This is a genomic window from Anaerobacillus sp. CMMVII (genome assembly GCF_025377685.1).
Lineage (GTDB): Bacteria > Bacillota > Bacilli > Bacillales > Anaerobacillaceae > Anaerobacillus.
In genome coordinates this window covers 261841-276799 of record NZ_JACEHK010000010.1, presented here as the reverse complement: position 1 = coordinate 276799, position 14959 = coordinate 261841, and the positions used below count along the sequence as shown (strand labels likewise).

Below are 14959 nucleotides of genomic sequence, written 5' to 3'. Positions count from 1 at the left end.
TTAAAAAGTCTTATAAGCTGCCAAAACCCTTATATGATAAGCATTCTCAATAGATTTTCCTATTGAAATATACCGAATTTATTTATACAATATGAGTAGAAAGATTAATTCCTTTTCAAAATGTTTTATCTTTACCAATATACATACTCATTTTGTAAAAGGGCCTTTAATATTTCACAAAAATTTGGGAGGTTTTTGTTTATGGCAAAATACACAATTGTAGACAAAGATACTTGTATCGCATGTGGAGCATGTGGAGCTGCAGCTCCAGATCTTTATGATTATGATGATGACGGAATTGCATTCGTAATTCTTGATGACAATCAAGGAACAGCAGTAGTACCAGAAGAGCTATATGATGATATGGCTGATGGTGTTGAGGGCTGTCCTACAGACTCAATCAAAGTTGCTGACGAGCCATTTGACGGCGACGCATTAAAATTTGATTAATTAAGTTTAAAGCTTCCACACTTGTGGAAGCTTTTACTTTTGTCTATTTACTCTTCTACAAGTAGGATATGGTCCTTTTTTATCTTGACTCTTCCCTGCTGTTCTAATTTTTTTAATTGCCTTGTAACTGTTTCTCTTGAAGCACCCACAATGTTGCCTAATTCTTGATGTGTTAAATGAATCAGTTCTGATGTAGACAAATTGTTCATTTGTCTTAACGTTGATAATAATCGTTCCTCTACATTCAATGACTGCATTTCATTTAACTTTTGTTGCAAGGAATAGACCTTTTTACTCATTTCTTTAATAATTCGAAATGCTAAATGCGGATGCGCCTCCACAAATCGTTCAAAGGCGCTAATCGGTATCATTAATACCTCAGCTTGTTTCTTTGCAGTTGCTGTTCCTGGATATGGTCGATCGTCGAAAAAGCCTGTATGAGGAAAAATCTCTCCTGTTGTTAATACATTAATAAAAGATTCTTCGCCATCCTCACTTAATTTACTGATAAGGACCGTTCCTTTACCTAATACATACAAATAATTACGCTGGTCCCCTTCAGAAAACAAAACTTCTTTATCATCAAAGATCTTTTCTACAGCTTGTACCAAGAGGGGTCTAATTTCCTCCGATGTTAAGCCTACGAAGAACTCCATTTTCTTTAGTAACGCTTCCCAGTTTCTCATCTGTCATCTCCTTATTCTAAGTTTAGCTCGTTATACTCTATATTACCATTCTTCAATACGACATTCAGAATCCATTTTAAGTAAAGGCTGTTTTCGCAAAGTTTGTTGCTTTCGTAAAAATCCCAAAAGCCGGATTTTTACACACACTTACTAAGATTTCACTACTTATTTAGTAAGTAGTGCTCTTTTCTTACTAAATTTATTGGGTAATATCTTCATCTAAGGAATTTTTCCAATTATTTCAGGTTGAAAAGCAACAAGTTTTTTTGTGCGACGAGTAACCGCAGGAGCAATGTTTTAGAAAAGAGCCTAAGTAAAAGATATAAGCATTTAAATCTTTAGAATGGCAATTATCTAATTAACCAGAAATTGCGCCTTTCCTAGAACAACTCAACCTCTACTCCGACGATATGCTCTAACATTTTGTCATAGGCCAATCTTGAATCTTGATTCTTAATCGCAAGAAAAATAGCGAAATGTTCATCATACAATTGCTTCATTTTTTCGTCATTTGTATATAGAAATAGCTGTCTCGCTTCCCGCATTGATTCTTGCATGGTTTCTGAAATCGTTGCCATTAATCTGTATAGCATATCATTTTTTGAAGCTTTAACAATTGCCATATGAAATTCTATATCTGCTTTTTCACCTAGTTCTCCATCACCTTCAGCTTTTTTCATTTCTGCTAATAAGCCTTCTAGTTCAAGTAAATCCTCTTCCGTACGATTTACAGCTGCTAGTGAAGCTGCACCGGTTTCGTTAAACTTCCTAATTTCAAATAACTGACGAATATCTTCTTTTTGTAAAATCTGAGGCATCATTTGTGTTGCCACATCAAAGTCAACTTTCTTTACAAACGTTCCTTCACCTTGTCGAATTTCAATATATCCCATTGCTTTTAGGGCACTTAAAGCTTCCCTAATTGCAGACCTTCCTACGTTAAAATCCTCTGCTAGTTGCTGAACTGAAGAGAGACGATCCCCCGGCTTTACTTCGCCACTTAAAATCAGTTCTGTTAATTGTTCAGCAACGATCTCATATATTTTTTTTGGTTTTACTTGCTTAATCACATTCCCCAGTCCTTCCATTTCACGTAATAAAACGACATCTAAAAATAACTCTATTTAATATATTACTAGATTTATATTATCGTTTATTTTATCAAGTCATCAGATGACCCAGTTACCTAATTTAAATTGTACCAAAGTTTCAAACAAATAAATAGTTTATCCCTATAGGAATTAGAAGAATCTAATTTACGAAAGAAACAAAACAAAAGAGATGGCGAATAGTAAATTATTTGAACAACACCCAATATAACGGCAGCTGTATTCAACAAATACTATACGTCATCTCCAAAGTTTTTTAAAGGACTAGCCCTTCTAAGGCCAATAAGCTATTATTTGACCATATTTCTGAAAATGCTGAAAATGGAAGTGGATTAGTTCCGACACCTACTTCAATTGTAAAGCCGGGTCGTCCTGTTTCCTGGATAAACCAATCCTTAAACCCGCCATCACTATCAGCGGTTCGGACTGGCTCATAAGAACTAACAAGAGACAACTGTTCAACCATTTCTTTACTTTTGGATGGTTCTAGATTTTTATAGCCCCAATAAATCACCTGTCCTTGAGAATGAAATGCCAACACGTAGGAAAAGTTTTGTTTTTTTGTTAAATGGTAGACAGCCTTAGCTTCTGGCTCAGTTAACGGAGCTTTTCCGCTATAATGTCTTGGCCAAGGAACCTGAGGGCTTTCTTTGGCCTCTACATCCCATCCAGCTGGCCACTGATGGTTTAAATCAACGCCTCTTATATTACTTGACCAGTGTTCAAAGCGTCTTGACCCTTTATTAATAGTTAACACAGAATGGAAAAATGGGTGGTTTTCATATATACCTTGATGCACAAGCTCAATTCCATCTGGATTAACCATCGGCACAATGTAGAGCTTTACATCTTTAAGGATTTTGCTTATTTGATAATGAAAAAACGGCAAATTGGATTGGTAGTGCTGCAGGAGTTGTTTTATAAAAACCATTAAAAACTTTGACGTTAACCATTCATTTGCATGCCAACCACCAGAATAGAAAACTTCCTTTTTTCCACTTCCAATGACTAAGGCATAGATTGGTTTTCCCATGACTGAATGGCCAATCTTTTGAACTGAGACCTGGGAAGAATAATACTTCCTTAAATACTTGACATCCTCTTCAAGATCGGTAGGTCCATATTCTGTAGTACATTCAAATGGAGATTCGTTCGTATTTTGAATGGTTTCTACTTTTGGAATCAAGATTTGTGCCCCAGGGTAAATATACTGTTTTTCATTTTGCAAATGCTGATTTTTGAGTAATAAATCAATTGGTCGAATCTGAAAAGACTTTGCAACCTTTGCGATTGTATCCCCTTCTCTTACAACATATTTTTGCAAAATGTTATTCCCCCTTTTTGAGTATCATATTTCTCCTATATATTTCAATATTTCCTTGGTTGAGTGAATTTCATAATTACCTTATCAAGCTATATCAAACTACATATAGAACTTAATAGCTAAACAAATGTATTATGAAATCCATTAAGCTAGATGAGTAAAAATTTCCATGCGATCTCCTCTAAATACTACGAGTTTAATAAGGAGAACTTCACATACCTCGAACTAATGTTTATTCAATTTTTACTTCAATTATGTTTAGTTTAGAAAACTGAGGTATGATTCTAGAAACGTGGTCGTGTCTTCCCCTCTTCACTATCGACGTTTCGTGTAGAGTGAAACGTCGATCTAAAAACTATGGAGGGCACAATGTTTTCAATCTACAAAGCTTGTTCGAGAAGAAGTTTACATACAATAATATTAAACAAAACCTTTGTTGCTAAAACAGCCTCCATCTGTTGCTTCAAAAAGAAAAGGTCAAGGACTCTTGTAACTTTCACAACGTCCTCGACCCTATTTCTATTGTTTTTCACACATTATACATTCTAGCCTAAAGGAACTTCCTTCCGCTCGCCTTTTTGAAAGGTCATAATTGAAGAATATCCGACACTGCTAGCTAACGCAATTGCCTTATCAAAATCTTTTCCTACGTCTTCAGGAACATGTGCATCGGATGACAGAACGATTGGAATTCCTTTTTGATAACAAAGCTCTAAAAGCTTCTTGTCCGGATAAATCTGTCCAACATGCTTTCGAAGCCCAGCAGTACTAATCTCAACACACGTCTTTGAATTGGCTAGAGCAGTAGTAGCTCGTTCGTACTGAGCGAATAAAAATTCATCATCTTTAGGTATATAATTAAATATTTTTACTAAGTCAATATGGCCAATAATATCAAATAGATTAGACTCCGCTAAGGTGACAACTTGATCAAAATACTTGGTATAGGTTTCATGTAAATCTCGGCGCTCCCACTCATGCCTATATTCGCCTAAGTCAATTCCAAAATCATCGATCCAATGAATAGAGCCAATTACATAATCAAAATCATAATTTTTTATGAATTGCTCCATTTCTTGATGTTTCCCTGGGGTATAATCCATCTCAATCGACATTTTGACATCAATTTGAGCATCCCATGCTTGTTGAAACAACAATATGTAATCTTCCATATCGTAGTACCTACGCTCGTTTACCCATGAATTGCTTAAGATGTTTTTCGTTTGATAAAAATGATAGGCATGTTCTGAGATTCCAAAATGTTCAATACCTTTTGCTTTAGCTTGAGCGGTAAATTGTTTCAAATAATCTAACGTTAACGTTCCTCTTTCAAGATGATTGTGATAATCTGTTAACATTAAAAAACTCCTTTCAAATAATAGAGCGCAAGGCATACTTAGAGCATATTCTGCCGCTTCAGACTTCAAGCCGCCAAGCTATACTGGCAGTAGCCTAACAAGTCGCTAGACATTCACACCCTAAATAACTAATTATTTTAACTATTATACCTGTTCCCTTTGATATAGTGAAGCGTTAAATCACCAAATCTTCCCTAAAAGAAAACTTAACTGTTCATCATTAGGCATCTTTAAGAATTCAATTCCTCGATCTGTAATTCTGGCAAGTCCATTTTCAAAACTAATAAAACCTTCCGAAACTGAAACTGCGTAGTAAAATTGATAAAGAGATAAAGTCATATTCTTTTTTTACGATGTAACTGATAATTTAGGGTTCTGTCTAAACTTTTCCAGAAACGCTGATGAAAGACCTCTTCTTTCGTTAGACGAACTGATCCCTGTAATTTTATTTTCAAAAGCATAAAGCTAAAACCATCTACTAACACAACTCTATCATTGGAGGATGCTGTTTTTTTGTTTAACCATTGAACTACTTCTGTATTTATTTCAGCTTTGTTCGCGTTGAGCATATTCTAAAACCACTTTCAGTGTAATGTTAATATAAATTCAAGAATTATTTTATCATATTACCGGTGCACCGTATTTAAAAATTCCCGTAAAAAAAGACTATTTTTTAAACATTTATGCTTATAGGTTTTCCTTGTAAGAAATCTTAATAAGCTACCTTACAAAAAAAGGCTGTTCAAAAATCTCGAAAATCGAAGTGACGATTTTCTAAGATTTTGAAACAACCTTTAATCATTACACTAATTATCTACAGTTAACAACACACCTACTTGAATGTTGTCTCCTTTTAGTCCATTCATTCGCTTAATGTTTGAAACCGTGGTTCCAGATTGTTCAGCTATTTTCCACAAAGTATCACCACTTTGAACCACATACTTACCTTTAGGAACAATTTTAAGCTTTTGATCAATTTTTATTTTGTCAGAAGATAAATTGTTCCACTTCTGAATTTGCTCAATTGTTACATCGTGCACTTTTGCGATACTCCATAGACTATCTCCTTCTTTAACTTTTATATATAAAGTTTGTCCACTTTCAATGGTCGCTTCGTCATATATAGAATTTGAGACCGAGGCTACTTGTTTGTCACTACCCTCTAAGAGTTGCATAGGATCAACAGCATATTTTTTGGACATTGTCCAATTTCCTTCGTGTATTTCAAAATGTAAATGATCTCCTGATGATCTACCTGTATTCCCTACTATACCAATTTCTTCACCTTGTTTGACAACTGCTCCTTCTTCTACAAAACGTTTATGTAAATGGGCATAAACTGTTTCGTACCCATCTGTGTGACCAATAAATATTACATTACCATATGAACTAGAGTTATATGATTTTGTGACAATTCCATCACTTACTGAAACTACTGTTGTCCCTCTTGGAGCTGCAATATCAATTCCATAATGTTTTCCATTTCTTGTTCCAAAGGTGTCAGTTACGACACCAACAGTTGGCCAAATATAGTTTCTTTCTTCATAGTTAGCGTTTGATTCAGCGAAAGATACTGTAGCACTTACAAACAAAATACCAATTGAAAGGGCAACAGCCATTACAATTAAAAACCGTCTTAAATAGTCGTACATGTGATCCTCCTGTTTAATAAATCAATTTTCCCCCAATGCTATCCTATGGAAGCATCCCAGAATATATAACAATTAATTTATATTCTTTTTTTGACGAAACGTTTATAAGATTTTCCAAATAGCTGCCTAATTATTCATTGAAATGTTCTAAGCCACTAAATCACTCCATCTAATTTTTCAACTATGCATAATCTAGTGGCTAATTTTCATCGATTTAAGGATTTTACTTAAGGTCTATTTATATGTTTATACATTTACAGTAATTCGAAAGTCAAAGCTTACTATACTAGACACAATATCCTTAATTCATTTGTGGTCATTAATCAGTCGTCACCAACAACTTACCTGGTACAGATGGTCCATATACCTGAACCTCAATTTTCCCTGTTTGGAGATTGGTTTCTGTCGTTATCAATAGGGGAATGTCATAATTGTTTCGGAACTTGAAATCTGGCCCCCCCCATGAAACTGTAGCATCACGATTTGCAGGGACGTACCCTATTTCTCTTGAGTGACTGTATCTTTCAACAACTTCTAAGCCGGCTCCGTCAATTGCATTAAATAACGTTGATGATGTCTGACATATGCCACCACCGATGCCGGTTACAAATTCTTTATTAATAATCTCGATGGCCTCTTGATAACCTCTTTCTTTTGTTCTTTGACCAACAACTTTATTAAAAGAAAATATTTCATTAGGCCCAATTACATAATGATCAATAGCTTGCGAAGATAATTTAATATTTACAGATCTCCCGACTACGTTCGGGTTAAAATTAGTTGAATAGGTGCTTAGCAACGAGTTCTTAATTAACTCTAAGTCTTCTACTGTTACTTTTGGCTCTTCTGTATAGATAGGCAAAAGTAGTCTTTTATTGGAATAAGCTAAACTTAGCAACTTATCTACTAACTCCTGCTCAGATAAGATCACTCTATTTCTTCCAGGTTTAATTATTCCCTCTCTTGTAATACTCGGGTTAATTAGTGATTGATCAATTCCTAATGCTAATTCTTTTGCAAGGCGGGCCGCTTTCTGCTTATCAATCCCTTTACCAACCTGATAATCCAACTCAGATAAATGTATGGATATTACTTCTTCCCCTGTACGATCATCTATAAGCGTCCAAAGAAGGTCTTGTTCTTTTTTTTCATATAAATATACATCACGCAGTAAGTGTGCTCCTCTACTTTCTATTGCACTATCTTCTCCCTCGTTGTTAAGGATTAAACACCCGCTTAAAAGAAAAAGTGAAGTTAATAAAGTGATTACTTGCTTCATAAATCTCCCCCTTCTAACTGCATACGAAATAATATATGGATGTGGACATAGTTTTGATAACATAATTTGGAAAAAAATTTTCACTGAAAAATAAGTGATCTAACTGCTAAATTATTGCTATTTATTTCTCAAAGGTCCTTAGGTTTTTAGGTGGCAGAAAGAAATGATTAAAGCACAAAAGAATAGCTTACGCAAAAAAAAGAGATGTAGACGTGTATAAGTCTACATCTCCCATATCCTATTGTTCCTTCTTTGAGGGTTCATCACGGAAAACTAAAGCACTGCGCTCATATTCTACATCTTTCACTCCATAGCGAAAGTTAATAACCCTCGCAATAGCAAAGAAATAGTCAGATAAGCGATTTAAGTATTTTAATACTATTTGATTTGTATCGGCCACTTTTTGTAATTGAACGACTAAACGCTCGGCTCTACGAGTGACAGTACGACAAATATGAACTGTTGCTGCTGCATTTGAACCACCCGGTAAAATAAACTTTTCAAGTTGTGGCGCTTCAGCGATATAGGCATCGATACGTTCTTCTAAAAAGTAATCATCTCGGAAGAAGCTTTATAAGGATATTTAGTCGAAAGAAGTGCTAAATCACCACCGCAGTCAAAAAGCTCATGCTGAATTTTTTCCAACTCTTTTAATATATCTGGAAACAGGTCTGTATTAAGCTGTGTTACCGCAAGACCAACAAAGCTGTTAACTTCATCAATCGTACCATAGGCTTCAACACGAATGTCATCTTTATCCACCCTTCCACCAATAACACTCGTTTTCCCTTCATCACCTGTTCTTGTGTACAATTTCATAGTAAGCCCTCCTTTTTAATATGGATTTAGTTTGTTTTCCTAATGATGTTAATATTTTTTTTAAAGACTTTAAAATATATTGGGTACATTAGAGTAAAAAACACAATATTACCAATGGAATGACTTATATCAAACGGTAAGCCAGACAAATAATAAGCCCAAAAACTTCCCACAAACTTTGACATAGGTATTGAGATAATTAATCCATAAATCAAACCGCAGAGCCCCGCATAAAGAGATAGGATATATATAGGTATCCTAGTATGAACATTTACCAAGCTTCCAGTAATTAAAGCTATCACTGACCAAGCGGCAATTTGCCAAACCGTCCACATTCCGGCCCCTAGGAAAAAGTTAGTTACAACTGTACTTACTATTGCAATGACAACTCCGGCAATCGGTCCAAAAGATAATGCTGCTAATAGTATAATTGTAGTTGCTGGTTGGATATTAGGCAAAAAAGAAAAGGCTATCCGACCGACAACTGCCAAGCTTGAGAGCATTGCAAGAGTAGTCAAAAGTCTTGTTGATGAGCTACTCCCAAGATTCATACTTGAATTCGACTGTATCGCCATCTTCTGGTGTATACTCATTCGCGCCTTTCATAGCGAATTCCCCGTTAATCGTATACATCCAACCCATTTTGGCAGAGTCATCAGCTAGCAAACCATTAATTCCGATGATAAAACTATCCTCAAAAGCTGTTTCAACATCAAAATTTTCTTTCATGATTTCCATTAAACTTAAGCCTTCAACAAATTCCACTTCAAAAACTTCACTTTCTTCATCAACCACAAGGATGATTTGTGCATTTGCAGCTGAAGTGCTGCTTTCTTGCTTAACCTCATTAGAACACCCCACAGTTAACAAAGCAAAAAAGATTGTGACCAAAAATAATAATTTTCTCATACTACATTCTCCTTTTCCCTTATTTCGCAAATCAATAAACTTAAAGAACTTTGGAAAAAAGAAAAAGTTCCCAACAACGGGAACTTTGGTTAGTCAGATATATGCAAAGTTATTAAAAACAACAATGTACATAACTGCTTGACCTTTTCCTCGAAGGCATCACATGTTTCTTTAAGGCAGGTCTCCTGACTTACGCATTGCAAATGTTTTTCCTTCCCATCAATTTGATGACAGTGGATATTAAAACATTCTAGCGTTTTACAGTGGCGGGACCGTGCTGGACTTACACCAGCTTCCCTTTTAACACTCTACTAACATAAAGTGACCTTAAAGATTATTGATTTACTGATTTATATTATACATAATAATTGCTAATTATGAACAGCATTTTGTCTTATTTTTTAAAATTATGCTATAATTTACATGTTAGAAACAATTTTTTAGGAGGTTATGTAGATGGCAGTAGAGGAACATCGAAAAGAAGCACCCAAATCAGTTAATGTTATGATTATCACTGTTTCAGATACACGAACAGAGGAAACAGATAAAAGCGGGCAACTAATAAAAGAATTACTTTTAGAAGATGGTAGTTATCAAGTCATAGACTACCATATTGTTAAAGATGAATATACACAAATTCAATCATTGATCCGAGAGGCTTCTGAACGGCCAGAGGTAGAAGCCGTTTACTTAATGGCGGAACTGGGATTACATTTAGAGATACTACATACGAAGCGGTACGAGATATGTTAGACAAAGAAATGCCTGGTTTCGGTGAGATCTTTCGTTACCTAAGCTATGCAGAAGACATTGGTCCAGCTGCTATTTTAAGTCGTGCCATTGCTGGAGTTCGTGGTGCAACCGCTATTTTTTCAATGCCCGGTTCAAGCGGGGCCGTAAAGCTGGCCATGAGCAAACTTATCGTTCCAGAATTAGCTCATGTCATGCGTGAAATTTATAAGGATGCGAAAAAGTAGTAAAAAAAGGAAAAATTCCGCATCGGAATTTTTCCTTTTTGTTTTGAGATATGAGTGTTGAGTTAATGAAAAATTTGCTCCGAAGCTAATCTCTCCGCAACTCGACACTCATAACTCCGAACTCAATACAACAAATGTTTCATAAGAAACAATCTTATTCGTTAAAAAAACTTATCATTCTTCATTCTTCGAAGGAATAAAGAAGGAAAATGTCGTTCCTTCACCTAATTTGCTGTGTACCGACACGTGACCGTTATGGGCCTCTACGATATTTTTAACTATAGCTAGTCCAAGACCTGTACCTGATCTTCCTCTTGTTCTTGCTTTATCAGCCTTATAAAACCGTTCAAAGACAAATGGTAGATCTTCTTCAGGAATTCCTGAACCAGTGTCACGAATATCAATTTTTATCCCGTCTCTAAGTGGGGAAACGGCTAAAGTTACTGATCCTTGAACACTCGTGTGTCGCATCGCATTATCAATTAAGTTTGTTAGAACTTGCTCAATTCTGTCAGGATCAACCATGATTTCTGATTCTACTTCAGCTATTTCCGCTTTCAACTGAATATTATGGTCTTTGGCAACCCCTTGAAATTTTCGTAAGACTCTTCTAGCGAACTCTCTAATATTTATTGGCTCAATATTCAACTGAATATGACCAGCCTCCATACGGGCTAAGTCAAGAAGTTCATTTACTAGCCGCCCCATCCTTAATGATTCATCATAGATAATTTGCGCTAGCTCTTTCTTCTCTTCTTCAGAGCCTGCAATATCGTCAATAATAGCTTCACTATACCCCTGCAACATCGCAATTGGTGTCCGTAATTCATGCGAAACATTAGCAATGAAATCTTTTCTAAGTTTATCGTGCAGTCGTTCTTCAGTCATATCACGAAGTACGGCCACAGCACCACGAACAAAACTTTCGTCATATAATGGAGTCATTAAAACAACCCATGTTCGTCCCTGAACATCGACTTCGGCCATTTGCTCTTTTTCTAAGGCTACGACTTGCTGAAAAAGCTTTTTAATCGCTTTTGGCAAATCATCCGTAGCATCAGGATTCACTTCAATGCTTTGTTCAAAATACCATGCTTGAATAAATTGTTTTGCAGGGGGATTTGTGACAACAATTGACCCTTTACGATCTAACGTTATTACTCCATCTGCCATACTACTTAAGATACGGGATAGTTGTTCTTTTTCCTGATTTAATGCCATTAAGTTTGTGTTAAGAACTCTCCCCATTCGATTAAATGCCATAGCAAGGGAACCAATCTCGTCTCTAGATAAAATTGGTACTTTCGTATCGAAATTACCTTTGGCCACCTCCAAAGCAGCCTGCCTCATCTTTCGTAGTGGTGCTGTAATCCTAGTTGATAAAAAGAAGGCAAAGATTGTCGTCAAAATAAAGGCAATTCCAGCAGCTAAAAGGATAATATTCTTCGTTTGCGATAAAGCTTCATCAACAACCTCTAAATATTGATATACATAAAGAATTCCCGTCCGGTTTTGGAGCAAATCCACTGGCATACCTACGACTAATACTTCATTATGAATTTGCTCTCCATTTAAATAAAACGGAAAATCACCTCTGGTAATAACCACTTCTTCATTTAAAATTACTTTTCCAAGTTCTGGATTGGTTTGGAATATTTCTACGGGGATTTTTTCAGATTCGTACGGATAATACAATACTTCATCCCCGTCTAATACAAGTAGTAAATTCATTGAGTAATTATCAATCAGTCGTTTACTAGTCGAAAGTGCAACATCCTCAGTCTCATATTCCTCCAAAATCGTAGCGATCATATACGCATGATTTGTCAGTTGATCTTCTGCTTGATCAGTATGAAACTTTTCAAAGTATTGTAAAAGCATAATTGTTAGTATCGTTAACACTACCGATACTAACAATAATATTGTAAACCAAACCTTGCCTACCACACTTCTCCAGAACATTACTCTTTCACTGCCTCAAACTTATAACCAACACCCCATACAGTTGAAATCATTGCTGCTGCTTCTGGAGAAATTTTGTTTAACTTCTCACGGAGACGCTTAATATGGGTATCCACAGTACGTAAATCTCCAAAAAATTCATAATTCCAAACATCTTTTAATAATTGTTCACGGGCAAAAACTTTATCTGGTGATTGCGCTAAATAAAATAATAACTCATATTCTTTCGGCGTTAAACTAATTTCAGATCCATCAACAGTTACTCGATGTGCATCATTATCAATTGTTAAATGTGGGAAAACTAACACATCTTTTGATGAAGTTTCTGTTTGTAAGAACTTTGTTGAAGATGATCTTCTTAGCAGTGCTTTTACACGTAAAACAACTTCTCTAGGGCTGAAGGGTTTAACAATATAATCGTCAGTTCCTGCTTCAAAACCTTGAACACGATTTGCTTCCTCACCTTTAGCGGTGAGCATTATAATCGGTGTCGCTTTTGACTTTCTAATTTCCTGACAAACTTCAATTCCATCCATACCTGGCATCATGATATCTAATAAAATTAGGTCATAATTATTTTCAACAGCCATATGAAGTGCAATTTCACCATTTTCAGCATCTTCAACTTCATAGTCTTCTCTTTCTAGATACATTTTTAAAAGACGACGGATACGTTCCTCGTCATCAACAACCAAAATTTTTGCTTCCTTTGCCATCAATAACTCCCCCTCAAGCTAAAAAATACGAATCAAATATTATTATACTTACTATAAGTATATTACATAATAATATATTTTAACATAACATCTAATTTTGACTATATTTATTTGCAGTTCCTGACATGTTTTGCAAAAGGCTGTTTTCATAAACTTTGTTGCTTTTAGGTCGTCTTTTGAGAATAAATAAGCCATTGGGACAAATAAATTTGTCCTAAAAGTTTATTTATTCTCAAAAGGTTCACGAAATACCTAAAGAGCCAAGCATCGCTTGGTTACGTTCTAAAAGCTAATAGCAACAGTCTTCTAGAAAAGAGCGTTGCAAAGACCTAAGGTTTGCACCTTTTTGACAGAACTTTTTCTAACAGAATAAGTAACAATATTACGAAAATAAACTACAAAAAGAAGACTGTCTCAATATTCGACAATCACTCACATAGAAAACGTAATACCGTGAGTAACCGACCGTTCGCTATCGAGACAGCCTTTTCACCTTAAAATTTTATGCGTAAGAATGTAACCCCGCAATGACTAAATTCACAAAAATTAGATTAAACATGATAATTGCAAAACCAATTACACATAACCAAGCCGACTTGTCACCATGCCATCCTCGTGACAAACGTAAGTGAAGATAAGCGGCGTAGAATAAAAATGTGATTAACGCCCAAACTTCTTTGGGATCCCAAGCCCAAAACCTAGTCCATGCAATTTGTGCCCAGATCATCGCAAAGATTAATCCACCTAATGTGAAAATAGGGAACCCAATTGCAATTGCTCGATAACTAATTTCGTCGGCTGCTTGTGGACTAACTCCACGCAATAATGGTTGAAATAATTGTCCTACTTTTCTACGCGTTAAAAGTCTAATTAAGTAGTACAATACTAATCCTGTTAATAATGACCATATAACTGTATTTAAATCACCACTCTTAATGTTCGGATGAACATTAAAGAAAGGTGACATTCTCCCCTCAGTTAGCAACACACTTTCATTTGGTCCAACAAATGCTGGTAAGTTATAGACCATTTCAGTTTCTATTCCTTTTTCATTAACATAAGAAAATTGAGCTTCATAGTCTAAGGCATTGAAAGTAGATGTAATTAAAATAAAACCAATCACGCTGATTAGTGAATACATCACAAATTCAATCGCTTTTACTTGCTTGTCATTCTTTTTAAAATCAATAACTCTTAAAAGATAAATTAATCCTCCAGCAAAACCAATTGCTAAGATACCTTGACCTAACGCTGTTGTAATAACGTGAATTTTTAACCAATAACTTTGTAAAGCCGGAATTAACGGCGAAATCTCACTTGGAAACATTGATGCATATGCAATAATTAGCATGACAACAGGCATTGAGAAAAAACCAAGTACATTTAACTTATAAATAGGATAAATAATGACAAAAGCAAGCGACATCATAATCCCAAAAAAGGTTGTGTATTCAAACAAATTACTAACAGGTGCATGTCCTGCGGCAATCCAACGTGTTACAAAATAACCAAGTGCAAATATTAATGCCACAATGGAGGTTAAATAACCTAATTTTCCTGATTTATTATTTTCTTCACCCGTTTTATCCTTAAACTTCTTTCCTGTTAAAGAAACTGCAAAAAAGATAGTAGCACCCAAATATAAGAAAAAAGCTATTAATAATAAATTACTACTTAACTGAGCCACTTCTTTACCTCCCTTTTCTTTTCAAGTTTTG

General features: G+C 35.3%; 12 protein-coding genes, 2 pseudogenes and 1 riboswitch. Of the genes and pseudogenes, 2 read left to right on the top strand and 12 right to left on the bottom strand.

Annotated features, from left to right (window positions below; translation table 11 throughout):
- Nucleotides 1–201: 201 nt before the first annotated feature.
- Nucleotides 202–450, top strand: a complete 249-nt coding sequence (locus tag H1D32_RS14935) for a ferredoxin (RefSeq protein ID WP_261179076.1) — start codon at nt 202–204, stop codon at nt 448–450.
- A gap of 47 nt (nt 451–497) precedes the next feature.
- On the opposite strand, the gene H1D32_RS14930 is transcribed toward H1D32_RS14935, so the two are convergent.
- From H1D32_RS14930 to H1D32_RS14890, 9 genes and pseudogenes are all read right to left on the bottom strand, one after another.
- Nucleotides 498–1136 carry a Crp/Fnr family transcriptional regulator gene (locus H1D32_RS14930; protein WP_261179075.1) on the bottom strand — a complete coding sequence of 213 codons (639 nt, stop codon included), beginning with the start codon at nt 1134–1136 and terminating at the stop codon, nt 498–500.
- A 380-nt stretch (nt 1137–1516) separates the two neighbouring features.
- Complete coding sequence (locus tag H1D32_RS14925) at nt 1517–2206, bottom strand: FadR/GntR family transcriptional regulator (RefSeq protein ID WP_314733420.1); 690 nt, start codon at nt 2204–2206, stop codon at nt 1517–1519.
- A gap of 295 nt (nt 2207–2501) precedes the next feature.
- On the bottom strand, nt 2502–3569 hold the full coding sequence (locus H1D32_RS14920) for a M14 family metallopeptidase (protein WP_261179074.1): 1068 nt from the start codon (nt 3567–3569) through the stop codon (nt 2502–2504).
- Between the two features lie 545 nt (nt 3570–4114).
- Nucleotides 4115–4927 carry a histidinol-phosphatase gene (locus H1D32_RS14915; RefSeq protein ID WP_261179073.1) on the bottom strand — a complete coding sequence of 271 codons (813 nt, stop codon included), beginning with the start codon at nt 4925–4927 and terminating at the stop codon, nt 4115–4117.
- A gap of 806 nt (nt 4928–5733) precedes the next feature.
- Nucleotides 5734–6579 carry a M23 family metallopeptidase gene (locus H1D32_RS14910; protein WP_261179072.1) on the bottom strand — a complete coding sequence of 282 codons (846 nt, stop codon included), beginning with the start codon at nt 6577–6579 and terminating at the stop codon, nt 5734–5736.
- Between the two features lie 319 nt (nt 6580–6898).
- Entirely contained in the window at nt 6899–7858 is a 960-nt protein-coding gene (locus H1D32_RS14905) for a VanW family protein (RefSeq protein ID WP_261179071.1), read from the bottom strand.
- 238 nt (nt 7859–8096) lie between these two features.
- Nucleotides 8097–8677 (bottom strand): annotated as a pseudogene (locus H1D32_RS14900) (cob(I)yrinic acid a,c-diamide adenosyltransferase).
- A 26-nt stretch (nt 8678–8703) separates the two neighbouring features.
- Nucleotides 8704–9252 carry an ECF transporter S component gene (locus tag H1D32_RS14895; protein WP_261179070.1) on the bottom strand — a complete coding sequence of 183 codons (549 nt, stop codon included), beginning with the start codon at nt 9250–9252 and terminating at the stop codon, nt 8704–8706.
- Entirely contained in the window at nt 9212–9586 is a 375-nt protein-coding gene (locus tag H1D32_RS14890; protein WP_261179069.1) for a DUF4430 domain-containing protein, read from the bottom strand. Before H1D32_RS14890 ends, H1D32_RS14895 begins: the two co-directional genes overlap by 41 nt.
- A 158-nt stretch (nt 9587–9744) precedes the next feature.
- Nucleotides 9745–9931: riboswitch (cobalamin riboswitch) on the bottom strand.
- Nucleotides 9932–10042: 111 nt separating this feature from the next.
- Between H1D32_RS14890 and H1D32_RS14885 the strand changes: the two are divergent.
- Nucleotides 10043–10563 (top strand): annotated as a pseudogene (locus tag H1D32_RS14885) (MogA/MoaB family molybdenum cofactor biosynthesis protein).
- A gap of 174 nt (nt 10564–10737) precedes the next feature.
- Here H1D32_RS14885 and H1D32_RS14880 read toward each other — a convergent pair.
- The 3 genes from H1D32_RS14880 to ccsB form a co-directional block, all read right to left on the bottom strand.
- The gene (locus H1D32_RS14880; protein WP_261179068.1) at nt 10738–12525 is read right to left on the bottom strand and encodes a cell wall metabolism sensor histidine kinase WalK; all 1788 of its coding nucleotides are present in this window, start codon (nt 12523–12525) and stop codon (nt 10738–10740) included.
- Complete coding sequence (locus H1D32_RS14875; RefSeq protein ID WP_261179067.1) at nt 12525–13241, bottom strand: response regulator transcription factor; 717 nt, start codon at nt 13239–13241, stop codon at nt 12525–12527. Before H1D32_RS14875 ends, H1D32_RS14880 begins: the two co-directional genes overlap by 1 nt.
- Before the next feature lie 502 nt (nt 13242–13743).
- Complete coding sequence (gene ccsB, locus H1D32_RS14870) at nt 13744–14928, bottom strand: c-type cytochrome biogenesis protein CcsB (RefSeq protein ID WP_261179066.1); 1185 nt, start codon at nt 14926–14928, stop codon at nt 13744–13746.
- Nucleotides 14929–14959 lie beyond the last annotated feature (31 nt).

Excerpts from the sequence above, each read along its gene's own strand:
- H1D32_RS14935 (WP_261179076.1), top strand. The coding sequence starts at position 202 with ATGGCAAAATACACAATTGTAGACAAAGATACTTGTATCGCATGTGGA.
- H1D32_RS14930 (WP_261179075.1), bottom strand. The coding sequence starts at position 1,136 with ATGAGAAACTGGGAAGCGTTACTAAAGAAAATGGAGTTCTTCGTAGGC.
- H1D32_RS14915 (WP_261179073.1), bottom strand. The coding sequence starts at position 4,927 with ATGTTAACAGATTATCACAATCATCTTGAAAGAGGAACGTTAACGTTA.
- H1D32_RS14910 (WP_261179072.1), bottom strand. The coding sequence starts at position 6,579 with ATGTACGACTATTTAAGACGGTTTTTAATTGTAATGGCTGTTGCCCTT.
- H1D32_RS14905 (WP_261179071.1), bottom strand. The coding sequence starts at position 7,858 with ATGAAGCAAGTAATCACTTTATTAACTTCACTTTTTCTTTTAAGCGGG.
- H1D32_RS14895 (WP_261179070.1), bottom strand. The coding sequence starts at position 9,252 with ATGGCGATACAGTCGAATTCAAGTATGAATCTTGGGAGTAGCTCATCA.
- H1D32_RS14890 (WP_261179069.1), bottom strand. The coding sequence starts at position 9,586 with ATGAGAAAATTATTATTTTTGGTCACAATCTTTTTTGCTTTGTTAACT.
- H1D32_RS14880 (WP_261179068.1), bottom strand. The coding sequence starts at position 12,525 with ATGTTCTGGAGAAGTGTGGTAGGCAAGGTTTGGTTTACAATATTATTG.
- H1D32_RS14875 (WP_261179067.1), bottom strand. The coding sequence starts at position 13,241 with ATGGCAAAGGAAGCAAAAATTTTGGTTGTTGATGACGAGGAACGTATC.